The following is a 19933-nucleotide window of genomic DNA, read 5'->3' as shown; positions in this document are numbered from 1 at the left end:
GTTTCTCCGCTTAAAGCGTGCGTGTGCCGATCATGGAGTCGCGTGTGACCAATGCGGCCAACTCGCTCTCACTCATGCTTTCACTGTCAGCAGGGGGCTGTGGCAGCACGAAGTAACGGATTTCGGCATTGCTGTCCCATACGCGAATCTCCTTATTGGCCGGAATTTCAGTGCCAAATTCTGCTAATACGCCACGGGGATCAATCACCACACGTGAACGATAGGGTGTCGATTTAAACCAGATGGGCGGCAAGCCCAGCACCGGCCACGGGTAGCAAGAGCAAAGCGTGCACACCACTACGTTGTGCACGCTGTCGGTATTCTCCAGCACGTGCAGGGTAGCGGCTTCAAAGCCGGAGAAGCCGAGTTCATTCACCGCCTCGCGGCCATTTTCCAGTAAGCGTGCTTTGAAGGCGGGATCGCGCCAGGCTCTCGCCACCACCTGCGCACCATTGCGGGGTCCTACTTTGGTTTCGAAATAATCCACGATGGTGTCAGTGACCTCCTGACTCAGAAATCCCTTTTCTGCCAACAGGGATTGGATAGCACGGATCTTTAACGCGGCATCCGAAGGTAATACCGAAGGGTCCGACATAATGGCTCCTCAAAAGATTTTTTACTGATGAGATGAATGAGTGTGTGAGAGACGTTAACGCTTCTGGTAATTACATCTTTGTTAATGCTGCCATTCGCTGTGTTTGAGCGGACAGCGCAGTGTTTAAAAATTTAATTGCACCCTTCTGGTGCTGATTGCTTTAATTAAGTGCAGAAAAGTGAGAGGGCTAAAATTAATTAAAGGTGGGCGGGATTAAATGCAGTAATACTTCTCATCGCTTTCGCTTCTGCTGGCAGAGAATAAAGATAATTTGAACGGCCACGTGGGTTTTGGCCCGCTTATTGCTAATCTAAAAAACGTGCCCCAATGTTGTGGCCCTTTTCTCGTATTAATGCAGACAGCGCTGTCTGTTTTATCCGCTTATCTCTTCCGGTTCCCGGAATACATCATCTCTATTTATTCCAATAACTTCATTGCGAGGGTGCTATGGCTATTAGTCGTCGTTCATTTATTCAGGGATCGGCCGTATCCGCATTGGGTCTGGCTGCAGGGGTTGTACCGAAATTCACCTTAGCCGCTGACAGCAAAGACGCCATCAAAGTGGCGAGCATTCTCGACCTGTCAGGCGGGCTGGATATTTATGGCAAGCCGATGTCCAACGCCATCAATTTAGCTGCAGATGAGATCAACGCAGCAGGGGGATTATTGGGCCGACCGCTGCAAATCATCAATTACGACGCGCAATCCAATATGCAGCTCTACGCGCAATACGCCCAGCAGGCCGCGCTGAAAGACAAAGTGGCGGTGGTGCACGGCGGCATCACGTCTGCGTCGCGCGAGGTGATTCGTCCGGTATTGGATCGTTTCCGTTCGCTCTATTTCTATCCTGCGCAGTATGAAGGTGGCGTCTGCGATCGCAACTACTTCTCTTCAGGCTCAACGCCCGCACAAACCGTGGAGAAACTGGTGCCGTACGCCATGAAGAAGTGGGGCAAGAAAGTCTATGTGCTGGCGGCGGATTACAACTACGGCCAGATTGTTTCGTCATGGGTGAAGAAGTCGGTGCGTGACAACGGCGGTGAAGTGATGACGGTGGAGTACTTCCCGCTGGATGTCACGGACTTCGGTGCCGCCATTTCAAAAATCCAGAGCGCTAAACCAGACATGGTGTGGTCAGCACTGGTGGGCGGGGCGCACATCTCCTTCTACCGCCAATGGCATGCGGCAGGCATGAGCGGCAAGATTCCCATCGCCTCTACCGTATTCGGCGGCGGCAATGAACACATCATTCTGTCGCCGGAAGAGAGCAACGGCATTCTGGTGGCAGCGAACTACATGCAAGAAATTCCGTCTGCCGAGAACAAAGCCTTTGTCGATAAATTCCATGCGCGTTACGGCGACATGTACATCAGCGATCTGGCGATGGGCGCGTATCAGGGCATGTTGATTTGGGCCGAAGGGGTGCGTAAGGCGGGCGACATCGACCGCATGAAAGTGATCGAGGCGCTGGAGTCGGGCGTCACACTGACCTCGCCAAGCGGTCAGCTGAGTGTCGATCCCACCACGCATCACTGTTCGCTGGACGTGCACATTGCCGAGGTGGAAAACCATCAGATGAAGATTCTGGAAACCTTCACAAACCAGGCACCGGTTGATACCGCCATGGTGTGCGACCTGAAGAAAAATCCACGTGATACCAAACAGTATCAGATTGAGCTGTAACGGGAGGCGCTAATGGATCTGTCGGTTATCTATGGCATCGAAGTGCTGAATGCCATCGCGGTGCTGGTGATCATGAGTCTGGGGCTGGCGGTGGTGTTTGGCATGATGAAAATCGTCAATATGGCGCACGGCGAATTTATGATGCTGGGCGGCTACAGCGCCATTATGGCCACTAACCACCTTGGCGTGCCGATCTGGATCTCCATGCTGGTAGTTGCGCCGATTTGTGTTGGCGTGTTTGGCATGGTGATTGAACGCGTCATTATTCGTCATCTCTACGGCAGGATGATCGACACCATGCTGGCCACCTGGGGGTTGAGTCTGGCGTTGATCGGTGCCGCGACCATGCTGTTTGGCAACACCACGCTGGGCATCAGCTCGCCGCTGCCCAGCGTGAATGTGGGAAGTTACAGCACCAGCGGCTATTCGCTGTTTATGATTGTGTTTGCGCTGTGTCTGGTGGCGGCATTGTGGCTGTTGCTGCGCTTCACCACATTGGGATTGTGCGCACGTGCCACCATGCAGAATGCGCGCATGGCGGCGGCGCTAGGCAGCAATCCCGGTAAAATCTACAGCCTGACCTTCGGTCTGGGAGCCGCGCTCTCCGGATTGGGTGGCGCGCTGCTGGCACCGATCACCGGCGTGATACCGACCATCGGCGTTAGCTTTATTGCCAAAGCCTTTATCACGGTAATCGGCGGGGGCAGCGCCATCATCGCCGGCACGCTGACCTCTTCCACGCTGTTTGGCACCATTTCGCAACTGGTGACCTATCTCTCCACGCCGGTGTTTGGTGCGGTGGCGCTGCTGTTGAGTGCCATTGTGCTGCTGCGACTGCTGCCGCACGGTATCACCGGGCGCTTCTTCAGGAGATCGCTGTAATGAAACTGTTTTCGGAAAAAGTGCGCATTGTGCTCAGTGCCCTGATGCTGATCCTGCTGGCGTTTTGGCTCGCTGGTGCGATTGAGCTGTACACCTTGCTCTCCATTACGGTGTTTTTAGTGATGGGACTGTTGTCACTCAGCCTGGCGTTTATCTGGGGCTACGGCGGCATCCTCTGTTTTGGTCAGGCGGCATTTTTTGGACTGGGGGCCTATACCTACGCCATTTGCGCCATTAACTGGGGGGATTCCACCTGGGCGGTGGTGATGGCGATTCTCCTGCCCACGCTGTTCTCTCTGCTTCTCGGTTACGTGATCTTCTACGGCGGCGTCAGTGATGTGTACCTCGGCGCGATCACGTTAGCCGTGAGCCTGGTGCTGTTTAACTGGGTAAACTCCACCTCGGGCAGTGAATACCATATCGGCGAAGCGCTGCTGGGTGGGTTCAATGGTATTCCGTCAGTGCCGACACTCAACATGCCATTCCAGCCAGATGCCATTTTGTCACCGGAGGCGATCTTTATGGTGACCGCCGGTGCGTTGGCGCTCTGCTATGCGCTGCTGAAGTTTGTGCTGCTCAGCCGCTTTGGCAAAACGGTGGTGGCCATTCGGGAAAACGAACAGCGCGCAGGACTGCTCGGCTACAACGTGCCGGCACATAAGCTCGTCACCTTTGCCATTGGCGCGGCGATTGCCGGGTTAGCTGGATGCCTGTACGTCAACTGGGGTGCCTTTGTCAGCCCCGGGGTGTTTAGTATCAGTCAGTCGGCACAGATCATCATTTGGGTGATCGTCGGGGGGCGCGGCACGTTGATCGGTCCGGTGATCAGCTGTGTGCTGTTGCAGTGGATGGTGACACGGCTGGGCGCGCAGCAAACGGTGGATGTCAATCTGGTGCTCGGCGTGATTCTGGCAGTGTTTGTGCTGCTGATCCCCGGAGGCATTTTACCGACCTTACAACGGCTGTGGCGACGCAAGCGTCCGAACACGCTGCCTGCAACCCGCACATCGGTGAGTGAGGTGAAACCATGACGGCAACAGTCCTATTGGAAACCCGCAAAATGGGCGTCAGTTTTGGTGGTGTGCATGCGGTGAAGGAGGTGGATTTCACCCTGCATGAAGGGGAGCTTCGCTGCTTGATCGGCCCGAACGGCGCGGGGAAAAGCACCTTTTTCAAAATGCTCAGCGGTCAGGTAACGCCCACGCGCGGTGAGTGCCGCTACCGCAATCAAGTGATCTCCGGCAAACGCCCGTGGGATATTGCCCGGTTGGGTATCGGCATCAAAACTCAGGTGCCGAGCGTCTTTGAAGGGTTGAGTGTTCGGGAGAATCTGTGGCAGGCGGCAGCCAATAAGCTGGCGAAAGCAGCTCTGTCCTCCGCAATTGATCAGGTGTTGCACGATATCGGACTGGAAGATCATCAGGATGCCGTGCTCTCTGAACTGGCGCACGGGCAGCGACAGTGGGTGGAGTTAGGGATGATCCTGATTTCTCGTCCGCAACTGGTGTTGCTGGATGAACCCGCCGCAGGCATGACGCATCAGGAAGTGCGTAAAACCGCCCAGCTGATTAAAGCGATCAATCAACAGAGCACTGTGGTGGTGGTGGAGCACGATATGGAGTTCATCAGCATGATCGCGCAGCAGGTCACGGTGTTTAATCAGGGCGCGGTGCTGGCGGAGGGGACTTTCCGCGAGGTGACGCAGAATCCTCTGGTGAAAGAGGCGTATCTCGGCAATCTGGAGATTAAACATGCTTGAAATAAAAGAGATGGTCTCGGGCTACAACAAAATTCCGGTCCTGCACTTGTCCGAGCTGTTTGTCGGGGCGAAATCCTTCACCGGTGTGTTAGGACGCAACGGCATGGGAAAAACCACGCTGCTGCGCACCATCATGGGAGAGCTACCTGCCTGGCAGGGAACAATCGCGCTCAACGGCATTGATATCACGCGCTATCAGGCCCACCAACGGGCGGCGGCCGGCATCGGTTTTGTGCCGCAAGGGCGACAGATCTTCCCGCTGCTGACGGTGGAAGAGAACCTGCGCATGGGCTGCGTGAAGCACTTTTCGCGTGCGGGTCAGATCATCGAGCAGATGCTGGAGATTTTCCCGCGCCTGAAACGTTTACTGGCTCAACCGGGCGGGGCGCTCTCGGGCGGCGAGCAGCAACTGCTGGCGTTGGCGCGCTGTCTCTGCGGGCAGCCCCAGCTGGTGTTGCTGGATGAACCAACCGAAGGCATTCAACCGAATATCTGTGAGGAGATCATCGAGACGCTGCAGCGGCTGAGGCATGAAATGGATATCTCGATCATTCTGGTAGAGCAGGATATTGAGTTTCTGTATGCGTTATCGGATCGGATCCATGTGATTGAAAAAGGGCAGATTGTGCAGCAGATTGATCCGCGCGCCCAGCCGAGTGCCAGTGTGGCAGAGCAGTTTTTAGGGTTTCACGCCTAAATCGTGGAAGCGGGACGGGGTGCATGCCCTGTCTCGCCTGACACAGCACCCGGCAGCAGCAACACAGCATCGATTGCCTGACTCCTCTAACGTGATGCTTCGAACTTCAGAATGCACACGGGTGAAACATGAATGAGCCATCTTTGCTGAAAACGCTTGCGGGTGTGCGGTTGCATATTTTCCATCCTGATTCGCAAAGCGTGCGGGCTTTTTGTGCCTCGTTGACGCAAATCGGTTGTCACGCACAACACAGCTGGCCGCCTGTCGCCGAACGTCCGGCTGACGCGCAACTGCTGTTGGTGGCGATTGAAAATCACCACGAGGCGGTATTAACGCCGCTGTTTCGTTCATTGCAACAGCATCACACACCGGTGATTGCACTGGCGAACTGCCACGATGCGCGCTTGTTTCCGCTGCTAATGAAACTGCAACCCGCTGCCATCGCCGAGCGAGAACTAAACCCCTTTGCCTTGATTGTGCAGATCATCGGCACCTGGCGATCCGCCCAGCAGAATGCCCAGTTGCGGGGTGAACTGCAGGCTCGCCAACAGCGTAAACTGAGGAATGAGCGACTGGCGCAGGCTAAAGGCGTGTTGATGCAGACTTTCGGTCTGGATGAGTCGGGGGCATATCGCTTTATGCGTACCGAAGCGATGAACACGCGCAGCAGCCTGGAATTTACTGCTGAGCGTGTGATCAGTCAGTTGCAGAAAGGGTAAAACAAAACGCCGTTACGCCTCGGTTTGTCTCAGCAGACTGCTCGGGGTGTAACCAAAGGCTTTGCGGAAGGCGAGACTGAAATGCGACATATCGCTAAAGCCGTGATCTAGCGCCACCTGCGTGATGTTGCGCGCTTTACCTTCGGCTAGCGCCTTGCGACACGCCAGCAGGCGCTCCTGCCAGACAAAATTCATCGGCGTGGTGCCGTGTGCAGCAAACACGCGGCTGATGGTGCGCGGTGAAACATGATGGGCATTGGCAATTTGCGCCATGGTCAGGTCCGCTTCCTGCAGATTTTGCCGTAAATAACTCACCACCCGCGAGTAAAGATCCGGTTTTAGTGCGTCATCGCCTTTCTGCAAATTGACACTCACCGAGATCATATTGATCAACGTATTGGCGAACTGTTCCGCGAGAAAGGTGTTCTCACTCTCCGCGTTAAAGACAAATGCCTCTTCCAGTAATTGCTTGAGTGAGGTCATTCCGGGACGACTAAGATCCAGCGTTTTCCCCGCGAGCCGGGCAATCGCTGGTGCCTCTTTTTCAATCATCTGGCGCGGCAAATGCACAATGTTGATGGCCACGTTATCCATGGCGAAATCAAAGGGCGTTGCGGCATCGTAAATCACCACATCCCCTGCGCTCACCCGTGACTGGTTATCGTTTTGCCGCAATGTCCCGATGCCGGAACGAACGTAGCCGAGATAAAAATCATGATTAGGATGGCGGCGAATGCACTCGGTGGTGCGTTGCCACACCAGCGCGGTTTGTGACACGTGGTGTGCGATATCGACATGGCCCAGCATGGAATAACCAAAGCTGCCGGAAAAAGTACCGGCATTAACCTGACGCGCCTCGGCATTAATCAAGCGCGAACAGACGGCATCGCGCCAGGCATCAAAGCGGTGGCGATTATCTAAGTGATCCGTGGTGAACGTTTCTTTCATGGCAACATCCCCTAAACCTGGCGAAAAGGGTGAAATCACAATAAACCAAGCAAGTTTCAGGCCATATCGACATGAAAAGGCCGCACCCGAAGTGCAGTGCGGCCAAAATAAGCAGCTTTAGATAGCAGGATGTTTTTTATGCCATTCAGTGACTTGCTGATAAGCCCAGGCGCCCTGAATCATTGCGGTTTCATCGAAATGGGCGGCGACTAACTGGAAACCAATGGGTGCACCGGCGGAAGTCATGCCACATGGCAGGGTGATGGTGGGATGCCCGCTCGCGTCAAATGCACTGGTATAGCGCAATACGCCGTTAAAAAGTGCCTGATCGGTACCAAAACGGGTCATGGTGTCCCAGGTTAATCCGGCATAAGCGGTGGCGGGTGCCAGAATCAAATCCACTTTGCTGAACAGGGCAGAAATATCGCCACGCAGTGCCGCACGGCTCAGCAGCAGGCGCTGATACTCCAGTGCGGAGACCTGATGGCCAAGATCCAGCAGACCAGATAACCCTGGACCGTATTGATCTTTCTGCGCCGGATAGGTCTCTTCATGCGCCAGGGCGGTTTCCACTGCACAGAGCGCACTCCACTCGGCGGCGGCTTTTTCCGTGTCTGGCACAGTGATGTCCACGAAGGTGGCACCCAGCGATGTCAGGGTAGCTATCGCCGATTCCAGCGCGGCACGGGTTTCCGCATCCACCTTCTCTAACGTCCAGCCTGCATCCAGTCCGATGCGCATTTTGCTAACGCCGTGCGTCATCAACGCCAGGTAGTCCGGCACCGGCTCGCTGCTGGAGGTCGGATCTTTATCATCGCGCCCGGCAATGGCTTGCAGCATCGCAGCGGCATCGCCTGCGGATCGTGCCATCGGACCGATGTGATCGAGCGACGCCGCCAGCTCACAGGCACCGTGGCGCGTGACGCGACCCCAGGTCGGTTTGATGCCGGTCAGTCCGTTGGCATTTGACGGGAAGCGAATGGAGCCGCCGGTATCGGTGCCAATCGCGCCATAACAGAGTCCAGCCGCAGTCGCGACGCCAGAACCGCTGGAGGAGACACCGGTCCAGAGGGCGCAGCCCCAGGGGTTATTAGGGCGGGTGATTTCCGGATGGTGATCGGCAAAGGCGCTTTCAGTTTGCGTCAGCTTGCCGAGGATCACCGCACCGGCAGCGCGGAAACGATCAACCACCGTGGAGTCTTCTGCCGGATAGTGATCCTTGTGGATGATCATGCCGTGGCTGGTGGGCGCATCTTTAGTCCAGATTAGATCTTTTAAGGCGATCGGCACGCCGTGCAGCGGGCCACGCAATTTGCCAGCTGCAATTTCCTGATCCGCCTCTGCCGCCTGTTTTAATGCACTGTCGCGCATCACGTAGAAATAGCTGTGCAGATCGCTATCCAGTGTGTCGATGCGCGTTAATAGTGATTCAGTGACCGCTACCGAGGTGATGTCGCCAGACTGAATCAGGCGTCCAATTTCCAGCAAGCTTTTGTAATGCAGATTGTTCATCGCGACCTTACCTCTGTTTAAGGGGGGCTACCTGTGCGGTAGACAATGTGTTGATCAACAACGTAAATCAGACGCGCGGGTTCGGCTGTGTTTAAGCAGACAGATGCTGTGCCAGAAGTGCCAGCGGTCTATCAGGAGCTGGCGTTAACCGGAGGGGAACATTAAAGCATGGCGATATGATGCCGATAACCTTCAGGAATAGTTCACAAGAAGGATTATTTTGATGCTAAATGGGATTGGCAGCAGCGTTCTACGCAACCTGATTTCTGCGGGTTCAAGCGTAAATACCACCGCAAACAGCAATGCAGCACAAAACCACTTACAGGCTGAAGCGTCCACGAAAGTGACCTTCAGTGAAGCAAGCGAGGCGATTGCCGCCATCTATAAAATTGTGCCAGCACAGGTACAGAGCAGCGGCACGATCAGCAGCAATTTACAGGCGCAACTCAACGCGGCGTCACAATCGGGCGGCGTTGGTATGAACGGTATCGGCAGCAGTTTGCTTAAAGGCCTGGTGCAGAGTGGTGACAATGTCACGTTAAGCGTGCCCGCAACCTCATCAGCCAACGGCACCAGCAACAGTCAGAGCGCGGTGGCGCTCACCGTGACCACACAATCGGGGATTGAGGTGAGTCTGCAAATGACACGCCAGCAGGGTGGACTGGTGGTGGAGCTGAATACCAGTGGGGGCAAGCTTAACAGTGATGAAGCTACAGCTATCAGCCAACTCTCCGACGGGTTGCAACAAGCGCTGGACGGTTTGGATGCAGGGACAACACAGCTAGATATCAGCGACCTAATGAAGTTTGATAGCTCACAGCTGAAAAGTGTCGATTTGAAGACCGATCTGCGTAATGGCGACAACGTGACGCAATCGCTCAATCTTCACGCGGATGATAACGAGCGCTGGCTCGGTTTTCACAACGGGGATGTCAGTATCAAGCTCGATACGGATGTGTCAAAGCTGACTCAGGCAGGCAGCGCCGAGCAGCAGGCCGCCGCACTCGATCAGTGGTCTGCCAAATTTGATCAGGCCGCAACGCGTGGGCACGGCGATCGCGACATGCTGAACCTCTTCAAAGCCAGCTTCCGGACGCTGAATACCACGCAAGGACAGGCTAGCCACAGCGTGAATACCCAGCGAGTGATCTCCATTGATGCTAATGCCGCTAAAAACGGTGCCATTAGTGGATTGGCCGATTTTTCCGCCAGCTATCAGCAGACGCCGCGTTCTGATAATCCTTATAAACCGGAGGAGCAGGACACTTTCTCTTTAGAGGTCGCGCAGCAAACCCGCTCGCAACAGCACACTGATACCCAGGATTTGACACAGGATACGCTGTTCAAACTCAAAGCCAGTTTCCACACCGCACTGGATTCAGACGGGGCAGCGAAACTGACGGCACTTAAGTCATCTCAAAATTACCGCTATCATCTGATTGACGATAAAGAGCGTAGCCAGACCGTGGTTTCGCAGAACAAAAAAGGTGAGCTGACAGCACAGACTACGCAGCAACTCACTCAGCATGAAACGGTGAAAAGCTATCAGCAAGCCAAGCTTATCGATAGCGTGGAGATCCCGCACGGCGAGAAAAAGGTCTCATCTCAGAATTACGCCCGCGCACTGTTTGACCCTGAAAATTAAACAGGATCCCCGGTGCGATCCTGATACGGGGACACTGGCCCGCTAAAAAAACCTGCACGTCATTATGGTCGCGCTCGCGGTAGCAGGCGGCCTTCAGGCCGCCCACCTCAGCGAATCTGTAATTCCTCCAGCGCGGTCAATAGCGCATCGACTTTTGGCAACAGCTGCTTGCGGCGCGGCCATATCAGCGTCAGAGCCAATCCATCGGGCTGTTGCTCCGGCAAGATAATCTCCAGTTCACCGCGCGCCAGCGGCTCGCGCACCAGCCAGGAGGGCATCTGCGCCACGCCTAATCCGCCACACAGCGCCTGCACTTGTGCATCCACGTCACCCAGTGCCATCCGGTGTGGCACATTGCGCCAGTGCGGGTGGCCATCTGAAGTGGTGAACAGCCAGGGCTTGCTGCTGCCATCCACGCGTTCATACATGATGGCCTGATGTTGCAATAGCTCGCTTTCATTGTGAGGACGTCCATGGCGCGCCAGATAATCGGGTGCAGCGCAAAACACCATGCGCTCGCGACCCATCTGACGGCAGCCAAGCGAGGCCGGTACATCCGGCGATCCGCCAATGCGCACCGCGACATCGATCCCCTCATCAAACAGATCGATAAAACGATCCGAGAAGGTGAGATTGAGTTCCAGCTCGGGATGTTGCTGACAAAATGGAATCAGCAGCGGCATGACGCCCAGTCGGCCATAAGTATTTGGCACCGCCACGCGCAATCGCCCCGAAGGAATGGTGCGCTGCGCCGCCAGCACCGCTTCGGCTTCGGCCAGCTCCTCCATAATGCGCAGGCAGGTTTGGTAGTAGGCGTTGCCTGCATCGGTGAGCTTCAGACTGCGCGTGGTGCGTTCCAGCAAGCGTGAGCCGAGTCGCGTCTCAAGTCGCGTGACGCTTTTACTGACGGCCGAACCGGTCAGGTGTAAACGTTCTGCCGCTGCCGCGAAACTGCCGCTTTCGACGCTGGCCACAAAGGGTACGATATCTTTCAGGCGTTGATCGTGCATCTATTCGTGAATCCAGGTTATGAATGATGTGAATTAAAGCCAGAGATAGGAATTGAATTCTCTATTAGGCTAATGATTACCGAAACCGAGGAGAATTGAAATGCAAAAGCAAGCGTTAATTGTCGGCATTAGCGGTGTGATTGGGCGTGCGCTGGCGGAAAAACTGCAAAGTGAAGGATGGCAGGTGACCGGATTGTCACGCGGGCGCGGTGCGATCCCCGAAGGGTGCCGCAGTCTGACCGCAGATCTGACCGATGCTGACGCGGTCAGCACTGCACTGTCACAAGAGAAGCCTGATGCGGTGTTCTTTAGCGTCTGGGCGCGTCAGGAGAACGAAAAAGAGAACATTCGCGTGAACGGCGGCATGGTGCGTAATGTGATTGAAGCGCTGGGTGAGCGCCTGAACGGTGCGCACGTGGCGCTGGTGACCGGGCTGAAACACTATCTGGGTCCATTTGAGGCGTATGGCAAAGGAGCTGTGCCGGTGACGCCGTTCCGTGAAGAACAGGGACGCCAGCCGGTCGATAACTTCTACTATGCGCAGGAAGATGAAATCTTTGCCGGTGCCGAGCAATATGGCTATCGCTGGAGCGTGCATCGCCCGCACACCATCATCGGTTATGCAGTGGGCAACGCCATGAACATGGGGCAGACGCTGGCGGTGTATGCCACGCTGTGTCGCGAGAAGGGCTGGCCATTTATCTTCCCCGGCTCGCCGGAACAGTGGAACGGTATTGCTGATGTGACTGACGCCGGTTTGCTGGCGGAGCAGTTGTTTTGGGCAGCGACGGCGGATGAAGCAGCGAATCAGGACTTCAACGCGGTCAACGGCGATGTATTCCGCTGGAACTGGCTGTGGCCACGACTGGCCGCTTACTTTAACGTTGAAGCCGCCGCGTATCCTGCACAGATGATGCCTCTGGAAGGGCGCATGCAACAGGCCGCCGACGCATGGCGTGAAATTGCCGCGCGCGAACAGCTGCAAGAGGCGGACGTTAATAAGCTGGCTTCGTGGTGGCACACCGATGCGGACCTTGGGCGTCCAATGGAAGCATTCACCGACATGAGCAAAAGCCGCAAAGCGGGATTCATCGGCTATCGTTCCACGCTGGATTCGTTTATTGCGCTGTTTGATCGGCTGAAAGCGGAGAAGGTGATTCCGCAGTAGCTTTTTTTCATCGTGACCGGTTATCCAGGTGCGCATCAATGCGCACCTTCATGAACAACAACTCATAATATTTTGGGGCTGTAATATCCGACATGAGGTATCCGAGCCCTTTAGTCCAACAAATCTTCCCTGTCTTCCCGTTCCCGTATTTTACGCATTACAGGCCGGACGTCGTTACTCAGGTATGCCATGGTGGTGAGAAACACCATGCGTTGCTTATCAAAATTCTTGCGATAAAACATAAAGCGTAGACCGGGTGCACAGACCAGTAATTCAACACCTTCGTCCATAAGCGTTTCAATATTTGATTCTGTGGTGTCGCGAGTGAAGCGCCAGTTCAATTGGCGTTTATCGATCGCCTTCTGCACTGCGGCGATATATTTATCTTCGCGAAAATAGGCAAACAATCCGCCACTCACTCCGAATCCCGGTGTTCTTAACAATGTTGGACTGGGCATGTAGATAAATACGATGTTTTTCATTGACGATTATTCCTTAATCTTGATGGATGAACATGCTAGCAGAAGCCTAATGAAGGATTCTTTACGCTAAACTGGCGCTATCTTGTTGATATCATGTGATGATAACATGAGAATGATTCTCAACAACAGGAGGTTGTTATGTTTAAGGTCATACCCATCATTCTCACTCTGGCATTATCAGGTTGCACCACTTCATCCGCCAATAAAGCACAGCCTAAAGCCCTGCGAATGGATAAGCCTGAATATCCTTTTTATGCTGCAAAGAATCATATCGAAGGAAAGGTGCAATTTTTTTATGATGTCGATGCGCAAGGGAAGGTCAGTGAAATGCGCATTGTGCAATCCACACCCGACCATCTGTTTGATGACGCGGTTATAAGAGCGGTGAACAAATGGCGATTTGAAAAAGGCCATCCCGCTAAAAATATTCCAATGAAAGTGGTGATGCGCGTGAGTCCTCCGCCCAATATCAGTGATTCGATGTTGTGATGGGTGAGTGATCTTAGAGCGCCTAAGGTGTGGTGAGAAAAGCATACTGATTTCGAACCGTGTCTGCCCTGAAATGAAGTGACAGCCATCATGCGATGGCTGTTTGTATGCCGCATCTAAACCTGGGTCAATCCACCATCAACGCAGATCTCAGCACCCGCGATGTAACTGCTTTCATCACTGGCAAGGAACAACGCAGCATTCGCCACCTCTTCCGGTTGTGCCATTCTGCCGAGCGGTATGGCGCTGGTGAGTCCATTTCGAACCTGTTCTGAAGCTGCTGCCATCATTTCAGTATCCACAGGGCCGGGTGCAACCACATTGACGCGGATACCGCGTGCGGCGAGTTCACGGGTCCAGGTGCGGGCAAAGGAGCGCAGAGCGGCTTTGCTGGCAGAGTAAACACCATAGCCTTCCGTGCCAATCACATCCGCAATCGAGCCAATCAGAACCACGCTCGCACCCGGTTTCAGCAGGGGCAACGCAGCTTGTAAGGCAAAGAGCGGCGAGCGCACGTTAAGTCCGAAAATCTGCTCGTAGTGAGACTCACTGATCTCGTCTAACCGGGCGTATTCCGACATACCCGCATTGATCACCAACACATCCAAATGGCCTGACGTGCTTTTGATGGTGTCCATAATACCGACCAGCTCTTCGTTCTGACTAACATCGGCGCGTAATGGCTTCGCGATGCCGGATATCTTGCGGCTGGCAGTAGCTAATTCTTCTTCACGACGGGAGGTAAACCAGGTGGTTGCTCCTTCGCTGGCGAAACGCTGGCTGATCGCCAAACCGATACCTTTTGCGCCGCCCAGTACCACGGCAACTTTGTTTTCTAATCTGCTCATCTGCAATGCTCCTTTAAGAGTGGAACCCAGATGATATAAAAACTATACTTGATATCAATTACGCACTTAGTTTATATCAGATATATACGGGTATATCGCCATGAATGAGAAAACTGACAAGCCTTTGATTGATATCGGTAAAACCCGACCTGTTTTGGAAAACATCACCAATAAATGGTCGATATTAATTCTCACCGTGCTTTGCACACAGCCCTCAAGGTTCAATGAGATTCGCCGCAGACTGGAGGGGATTACCCATAAAGCACTGGCGGATGCGCTCAAACGTCTGGAGCGCAATGGTCTTGTGAACCGTAAAGTGCTGCCAACTTCGCCGGTGAGCGTGGAATACAGCATCACACCTTTAGCGCAGACGCTGCAGCAGCCCTTTATGGCCCTGGCGAGTTGGGCGATGGAGTACGGCCCGGTGATGGAACAGGCTCAAGCCGCTTACGACATTGCTCGTAATGAAGAAAAGAAGGTGGCGGAAGAAGCCTAATGGTTGGGTTTTAATTAGATGAACTCAGAAAGACGGGCAGCGCGATATTTTACACTTCATGCGCTGCCGTTTACTCACCTTTATTTTTACCTGTTTATATAACAGGGACGGATAATGCTGAGACTTTTTCTTTAGCCTCAGCAATCAAAATAATCCCCTGCAAGGATTCATCAGGATGAACACTCCATATTTTACTTTCGGGGATGCAAATGCCGTCATAACGTATTTTGGTGCCGTCGTAGGGATAAAATTTACCTTCGTTTATATCTAAAACAAAAACCTGCAACAGACGAGACTTCTGCGCAATGTGTTTCCAAAGTGCTTTTCCGTCTTCATAGTGGTGATGATCACTCATCAGCGTGATATTTTGATGCACCACCAAGGTTTCATACATGCGGGTTGCAAGACCAAAACCTTGCATGATCTCTTGTACCACAACCCCTTCAACCTGCAGCGCGGCAGCATCCTGCCAGAATGACTTTACGCTGAGCCCATCAAAATGTTCAACGCGAATCAGTTCCAACGTAGCAATGACGCGATGACGTAAATCGTTCTCAATTAATGCTGGACCAGCATCGACGACTGCTGAAAAAGGTGTTTTTCGATCATAGATAATCCAGTAAGTAGAACTACCCATTTCAAACTCATCAATAATCTCAAAACGTCGTTGTAATGTATTGGGGCTGTATGACATTGGCATTATGGCCATATTTGAATCCCCCTTGTTAAGCACTGGCATGTGTATTCCTTCACTTGATTGCCTCTCTCCATTAATTAACTTAACACATGAAAGGATAGGGATGAGGTGGATTTAATGAGAGCCAGACTCCTGTTTTCTATTTTAATAGGGAGAATGACATCCTTTTATCACCTCAACCCAATCTTACCCAGCGACGACCAAGCAGCACTGTCATAACGATAATCACCACAATGGCGGCTAGATGCATGACAAAATCCATCGGATGCAGATGCACCGGATGGCAAAACGCCAGCATGGTGACGGCCATGCAGGATATGCCCAGTCCGGCCATCGCCAGGCTGCGTACCGGATGGAGTGCACGTGTCTTGCGTAAACTGGCAATCATCAGCACCATCATCGGTGTGCTCACCACTAACAGGAAGGTAAAACAGCGCGTGCTGTCATTATCATGTGCCTCCACTACGGCGTGCGGGATACTGCTCAGGCTCAATCCCAACCACAATAAACCCAGCGTCAGCAGCACTTTCCAACTGACACTGCGGCGACCAGGGATGCTCATGTTGAACGCATTACGAATCGCAAACAAGCCGAGCACAAACGCCAGCGCCAACTGGATGAGCGCGCGCATCGCACCGGGTTGTGACCAGTCGGTGAGGGTGCGCTGCACCAGAAAACTGGCGGCGATGCCGCAGGGCAGTGCCAGCAGCAGCCACATCAAGACACGCCAATAAGTCGGCCGCATCGGTTGAACGGGCTGCATGTCGCGGCTGAGTTTTTCGATTAACAGGTCATGATTATTCATGGTGTGCTCCAAAGCGACGCAGATTACCTAGCGCGCGATGCAACAGCGATTTCACCGCTGCCACACTTAAATTGTTATGTTCTGCCGCTTCCGTCAGGCTCATTTCGCGCAGGTGAACATGCTCGACAATCTCGCGCTGGCGCGAGGGAAGCTGGCGCAGATAGCCAGCCAGTTCCTCTTGTGTATCCAGCGATGGTGCCTCTGGCGCAATGGCAGCTTCAGTTAGCGTTTCTTCATGGACTTCCCATTGCTGATGGCGTCCGCGTCGCCGCAGGGCATCCACGGCGCGAGCGGAGATGATGGCCATCAGCCAGGGTAAGAACGGGTAGGCAGGATCATAGGTGTGACGCACCCGATGCACCGTTAGCAGCACATCCTGAATCACATCTTCCACTAATGCCTGGTCGGTGAGTTGTTGGCGTATTTGCCCGCGTATCACCGGCACTAATGCTTTGAGCAGTCGGGTGTAGGCGAGCTGATCGCCCGCCTGCGCCTGTTCCATTAGCGCGGGCCAACTTTCGCGCGCGCTATCACTTGCTTGCATAATCCGCCTTGAAACAATTACGCCTTGGTGCTGGCCGCTTGCAGCGCATTCACCACAATGCTCGGTGTCAGCACTTGCGGCAGCACTTTTGGCGGCCCGCCATCGGCGGGGTAAACCAGATACATCGGCAGTCCGCCCTGACCAAACTCGCTCATGGCGTCATCGACATCGGGATTAAACTTGGTGGAGTCCGCCACCATATACACCGTACCGGTTTTTGCCAACGCGTCTTTAACTACCTGCGTCGAAAGGGAGGTTTTTTCATTCACCTGACAGGTAATACACCATGAGGCGGTGAAATCGACAAAGATGGCTTTACCGTGTCCACGTTGAGAGGCGACGGCTTGCGGTGTCCACTTCTCTTTAGTGAGCTGGCTGGCTACCTGGTCACCTGCCAGCGCTGCGCCCGGTTGAATTAACTGCGGCAGTGGGGCCAGCACGGCGATAACCAATACGGCGGTCACGGCGAACAGCACTTTATGGCCTTTACCGGCAAAGCGGCGATGTTGCGCCATCCCATATAGCCAGCCCGCGAATGCTACCACCACTGAGGCTACTAACAGTGTAGCCAATGCCGCGCTGCCTGCCTGTTGCGCGAGCACCCATACCAGCCAGGCATAAGCGCCAAACATTGGGAAGGCTAAACCGCGCTTCAGTACATCCATCCATGCGCCTGGACGAGGCAAGAATCTCGCCAGCTGAGGGAAAAGAGAAATCAGTGTGAAAGGCGCTGCGAAACCGAGTGCCAGGGCGAAGAAGATCACCAGCGCCACAGCAGGGGGTTGCACCAGGGCATAGCCGATCGCACTAGCCATAAACGGTGCCGCACAAGGGGTGGCAACCAAAATTGCCAATACGCCAGTGAGTGCAGAACGTAAGAAGGCGCCGCGATTGATTTCAACGGATCCAACACGTTGTACCGACAGGCCCACTTCAAATACGCCAAGCAGATTGAGCGCAGCGGCGAGGATCACCAGTGACAGCAGTGCAATCACCAGGGGGGACTGTAACTGGAATCCCCAGCCTACAGCAGCACCGCCTGCACGCGCGGCCAGCAAAATACCCGCCAGCGCCATCATGGTAACGATCACGCCCAGTAAAAAGCCTAAACCTTCACGACGCGCGTTGGCGGCATTGTCAGTGTGGCGCAACAGGCCGAGCGCTTTAAGGGAGATGACCGGAAAGACGCAGGGCATTAAGTTCAGAATGATGCCGCCAATAAAGGCGGCCAGCATGGCGGTTAACATCGCTGGCCTCTTTGCTTAGTTAGTTTGCGGATGTGCAGCGTCGTACTGCTTCACGGCGGCGAGGGCTTTCTCAATGTGCGTATCCGGGTTTCTATCAGTGTAACTCAGCAGGATGTCGCCATTAGGCGCAATAACATAAGAGGTACGATCGGAAAGGGTTTTGCCTTTCATCTGCATGGTGGTTTGATACTGAGCGGCCACTTTTGCACCTGGGTCGGCGGCAACAGCGAATTTGTCACGGCACTCCAGTTTAGAGAAATCGCTCACCTGATCGGTATTGCCTGCAGTCACACCAATAACTGTGGCGTGCATTTTGGTGAAGTTGTCGGTGGCTTCGGCGAAGTCATGCGCTTCAATCGTACAGCCCGCACTGAATGCGGCCGGGAAGAAGTAAAGCACCACTGGCCCTTTTTGCAGCGCTTTTTGCAGCGAGAAGGTCAATGGTTTGCCAGCTAATGCACCTTGCAGTTCGAAATTTGGTGCCTTTGCACCAACCGGCAGCGCGGCGCTGGCATTAAAAGCGGTGGCAGAGAGGCCCAATGCGGCGGTGATGCTCAGAGTACAAACGAGGGTTTTAAACGATTTCATTATCTGCTCCTGCGATGTAAGGGAGGTCCGGTTTTAGTGACTCAATACATCAGTTCGCTGGAGGGGGCGAAAAGGTTTCGGTGCCAGTAAAAAAAAGTTAAATTAGCGACGCAATGTGACTCATGGAAAAAGAGGCTAAGAGAGATGAATCGGAATTATTTCAGTAAAATCATTTTGTTAATTGGGTTATCTTGCTCGGCCACCGCGTTGGCGGCACCTGTCATTGATAGCGATGTGGCTTCCCTGATCAATCAACGCCTGTCCTATATGAAGGATGTGGCCGGTTATAAAGCCGCCAATCATCTTGCGATTGAAGATCTGCCGCAAGAAGAAAAAGTGCTGGCCAGTGCTGTGCAGCAAGCCGAAAAGCTGGGCTTAGCGGGCGAGTCTGTGAAACCCTTTGTGCAGGCTCAGATGGATGCAGCAAAAGCGATTCAATATCGCTATCGCGCAGATTGGCTCTCCACACCTGAACAAGGTTGGCAGCCTTTGCCGCTGGATCAGGTCAGAAGCAAAATTAATGTGCTGAGCGCCAGCATTCTGAGTGGTATCCGTGCGCAGTTAGCGCAGGGCAAACCCTTCACCGATAAAGCCGCCTTTCTGCACACGCTTGATCAAGCGAATCTGGAACAGGGTGATAAAACGAGGCTGTGGGAAGCCCTGCAGAAAATTAGTCTGAAGAAGTAACGGTTATTCATAAGAGGCGTAATAAGATTACGCTTCTCTAGTATGTCATTTACCTCTCAAACTGCAATATTATCCACGATATCCCCACCTGGGGATAAAATTCAGATGACCAACGATCCACTCCGCCACCTTTTCCTTATAACCCCAACTGAACTCCCTATGTCCTGCTCAAGAATCCCCTCTGCTATAACTGCTGCGAGTTGATAACGCGTAGGAAAAGGTTTTCATGGATATTCGTAAAATTAAGAAACTGATCGAACTGGTTGAAGAGTCCGGCATCTCCGAGCTGGAAATCTCTGAAGGCGAAGAGTCAGTTCGTATCAGCCGTTCACCTGCTAATGCCGGCTACCCGATGATGCAACAGGCTTATGCTGCGCCAGTGATGCAGCAGCCTGCGCTGGCGACCGCCGTTGCACCTGCAGCCGCTGCGCC

Annotated in this window: 23 protein-coding genes; 12 read left to right on the top strand and 11 right to left on the bottom strand. The window is 53.8% G+C overall.

From position 1 onward, the window contains the following. Positions 1–10 precede the first annotated feature (10 nt). The gene (gene nthA, locus QMZ65_RS15290) at positions 11–595 is read right to left on the bottom strand and encodes a nitrile hydratase subunit alpha (protein WP_160834399.1); all 585 of its coding nucleotides are present in this window, start codon (positions 593–595) and stop codon (positions 11–13) included. 447 nt (positions 596–1042) lie between these two features. Between nthA and QMZ65_RS15285 the strand changes: the two genes are divergently transcribed. The 6 genes from QMZ65_RS15285 (at position 1043) to QMZ65_RS15260 (ending at position 6335) form a co-directional block, all read left to right on the top strand. Continuing rightward, positions 1043–2278 carry an urea ABC transporter substrate-binding protein gene (locus tag QMZ65_RS15285; protein ID WP_160834400.1) on the top strand — a complete coding sequence of 412 codons (1236 nt, stop codon included), beginning with the start codon at positions 1043–1045 and terminating at the stop codon, positions 2276–2278. 12 nt (positions 2279–2290) lie between these two features. Continuing rightward, on the top strand, positions 2291–3160 hold the full coding sequence (locus QMZ65_RS15280; protein ID WP_160834401.1) for a branched-chain amino acid ABC transporter permease: 870 nt from the start codon (positions 2291–2293) through the stop codon (positions 3158–3160). Then, positions 3160–4191, top strand: a complete 1032-nt coding sequence (locus QMZ65_RS15275) for a branched-chain amino acid ABC transporter permease (protein WP_283216261.1) — start codon at positions 3160–3162, stop codon at positions 4189–4191. The genes QMZ65_RS15280 and QMZ65_RS15275 overlap by 1 nt, the downstream gene beginning before the upstream one ends. Then, positions 4188–4919: an ATP-binding cassette domain-containing protein gene (locus tag QMZ65_RS15270; protein ID WP_166932726.1), complete on the top strand. Its 732-nt coding sequence runs from the start codon at positions 4188–4190 to the stop codon at positions 4917–4919. Before QMZ65_RS15275 ends, QMZ65_RS15270 begins: the two co-directional genes overlap by 4 nt. After that, positions 4912–5616, top strand: coding sequence for an ABC transporter ATP-binding protein (locus tag QMZ65_RS15265; protein ID WP_160867158.1), 705 nt, complete (start codon positions 4912–4914; stop codon positions 5614–5616). The genes QMZ65_RS15270 and QMZ65_RS15265 overlap by 8 nt, the downstream gene beginning before the upstream one ends. A 128-nt stretch (positions 5617–5744) precedes the next feature. Next, positions 5745–6335, top strand: a complete 591-nt coding sequence (locus QMZ65_RS15260; RefSeq protein WP_283216260.1) for an ANTAR domain-containing response regulator — start codon at positions 5745–5747, stop codon at positions 6333–6335. A gap of 12 nt (positions 6336–6347) precedes the next feature. On the opposite strand, the gene QMZ65_RS15255 is transcribed toward QMZ65_RS15260, so the two are convergent. Together QMZ65_RS15255 and QMZ65_RS15250 are read right to left on the bottom strand one after the other, a co-directional pair. Further along, positions 6348–7283: a helix-turn-helix domain-containing protein gene (locus QMZ65_RS15255; RefSeq protein WP_097118877.1), complete on the bottom strand. Its 936-nt coding sequence runs from the start codon at positions 7281–7283 to the stop codon at positions 6348–6350. Positions 7284–7400: 117 nt separating this feature from the next. Continuing rightward, entirely contained in the window at positions 7401–8795 is a 1395-nt protein-coding gene (locus tag QMZ65_RS15250; RefSeq protein ID WP_283216259.1) for an amidase, read from the bottom strand. Positions 8796–9018: 223 nt separating this feature from the next. On the opposite strand from QMZ65_RS15250, the gene QMZ65_RS15245 reads away from it, so the two are divergent. Next, a complete protein-coding gene (locus QMZ65_RS15245) occupies positions 9019–10440 on the top strand; it encodes a hypothetical protein (RefSeq protein WP_283216258.1) in 1422 nt (473 codons plus the stop codon). 107 nt (positions 10441–10547) lie between these two features. Here the strand turns inward: QMZ65_RS15245 and QMZ65_RS15240 are convergent, their stop codons facing one another. Beyond that, positions 10548–11450, bottom strand: a complete 903-nt coding sequence (locus QMZ65_RS15240) for a LysR family transcriptional regulator (RefSeq protein ID WP_283216257.1) — start codon at positions 11448–11450, stop codon at positions 10548–10550. Positions 11451–11550: 100 nt separating this feature from the next. Between QMZ65_RS15240 and QMZ65_RS15235 the strand changes: the two genes are divergently transcribed. After that, the gene (locus QMZ65_RS15235) at positions 11551–12618 is read left to right on the top strand and encodes an SDR family oxidoreductase (RefSeq protein WP_097118881.1); all 1068 of its coding nucleotides are present in this window, start codon (positions 11551–11553) and stop codon (positions 12616–12618) included. A 110-nt stretch (positions 12619–12728) separates the two neighbouring features. On the opposite strand, the gene QMZ65_RS15230 is transcribed toward QMZ65_RS15235, so the two are convergent. Next, the gene (locus QMZ65_RS15230) at positions 12729–13100 is read right to left on the bottom strand and encodes a hypothetical protein (protein WP_283216256.1); all 372 of its coding nucleotides are present in this window, start codon (positions 13098–13100) and stop codon (positions 12729–12731) included. Between the two features lie 138 nt (positions 13101–13238). On the opposite strand from QMZ65_RS15230, the gene QMZ65_RS15225 reads away from it, so the two are divergent. Continuing rightward, positions 13239–13589: a TonB family protein gene (locus QMZ65_RS15225; RefSeq protein ID WP_058960242.1), complete on the top strand. Its 351-nt coding sequence runs from the start codon at positions 13239–13241 to the stop codon at positions 13587–13589. A gap of 116 nt (positions 13590–13705) precedes the next feature. Here QMZ65_RS15225 and QMZ65_RS15220 read toward each other — a convergent pair whose 3' ends face one another. Further along, positions 13706–14437 (bottom strand): SDR family NAD(P)-dependent oxidoreductase, encoded by a 732-nt coding sequence (locus tag QMZ65_RS15220; protein ID WP_283216255.1) that lies wholly within the window; start codon positions 14435–14437, stop codon positions 13706–13708. A 100-nt stretch (positions 14438–14537) separates the two neighbouring features. Between QMZ65_RS15220 and QMZ65_RS15215 the strand changes: the two genes are divergently transcribed. Continuing rightward, a complete protein-coding gene (locus QMZ65_RS15215; protein WP_097118885.1) occupies positions 14538–14933 on the top strand; it encodes a winged helix-turn-helix transcriptional regulator in 396 nt (131 codons plus the stop codon). A gap of 94 nt (positions 14934–15027) precedes the next feature. Here QMZ65_RS15215 and QMZ65_RS15210 read toward each other — a convergent pair whose 3' ends face one another. From QMZ65_RS15210 to QMZ65_RS15190, 5 genes are all read right to left on the bottom strand, one after another. Further along, on the bottom strand, positions 15028–15672 hold the full coding sequence (locus QMZ65_RS15210; RefSeq protein WP_283216254.1) for a hypothetical protein: 645 nt from the start codon (positions 15670–15672) through the stop codon (positions 15028–15030). Between the two features lie 133 nt (positions 15673–15805). Next, positions 15806–16435, bottom strand: coding sequence for an NrsF family protein (locus tag QMZ65_RS15205; protein WP_283216253.1), 630 nt, complete (start codon positions 16433–16435; stop codon positions 15806–15808). Continuing rightward, a complete protein-coding gene (locus QMZ65_RS15200) occupies positions 16428–16979 on the bottom strand; it encodes a sigma-70 family RNA polymerase sigma factor (RefSeq protein WP_283216252.1) in 552 nt (183 codons plus the stop codon). The genes QMZ65_RS15205 and QMZ65_RS15200 overlap by 8 nt, the downstream gene beginning before the upstream one ends. 17 nt (positions 16980–16996) lie before the next feature. Next, on the bottom strand, positions 16997–18226 hold the full coding sequence (locus tag QMZ65_RS15195; protein WP_283216251.1) for a protein-disulfide reductase DsbD family protein: 1230 nt from the start codon (positions 18224–18226) through the stop codon (positions 16997–16999). A 15-nt stretch (positions 18227–18241) separates the two neighbouring features. Continuing rightward, positions 18242–18814 (bottom strand): peroxiredoxin, encoded by a 573-nt coding sequence (locus QMZ65_RS15190; protein WP_058960236.1) that lies wholly within the window; start codon positions 18812–18814, stop codon positions 18242–18244. Between the two features lie 144 nt (positions 18815–18958). Here QMZ65_RS15190 and QMZ65_RS15185 point away from each other — a divergent pair, with 144 nt between their 5' ends. Further along, positions 18959–19501: a chorismate mutase gene (locus tag QMZ65_RS15185; protein ID WP_160867171.1), complete on the top strand. Its 543-nt coding sequence runs from the start codon at positions 18959–18961 to the stop codon at positions 19499–19501. Between the two features lie 226 nt (positions 19502–19727). Further along, on the top strand, positions 19728–19933 hold a 206-nt coding region (locus QMZ65_RS15180), incomplete at its 3' end, for a DUF8684 domain-containing protein (protein WP_502921530.1).

The sequence above is a fragment of the Pantoea sp. EABMAA-21 genome, from assembly GCF_030053335.1.
Classification (GTDB): domain Bacteria; phylum Pseudomonadota; class Gammaproteobacteria; order Enterobacterales; family Enterobacteriaceae; genus Pantoea; species Pantoea communis.
Note: the sequence above shows the minus strand (reverse complement) of the source record. Positions and strands in the feature narration are given on the sequence as shown.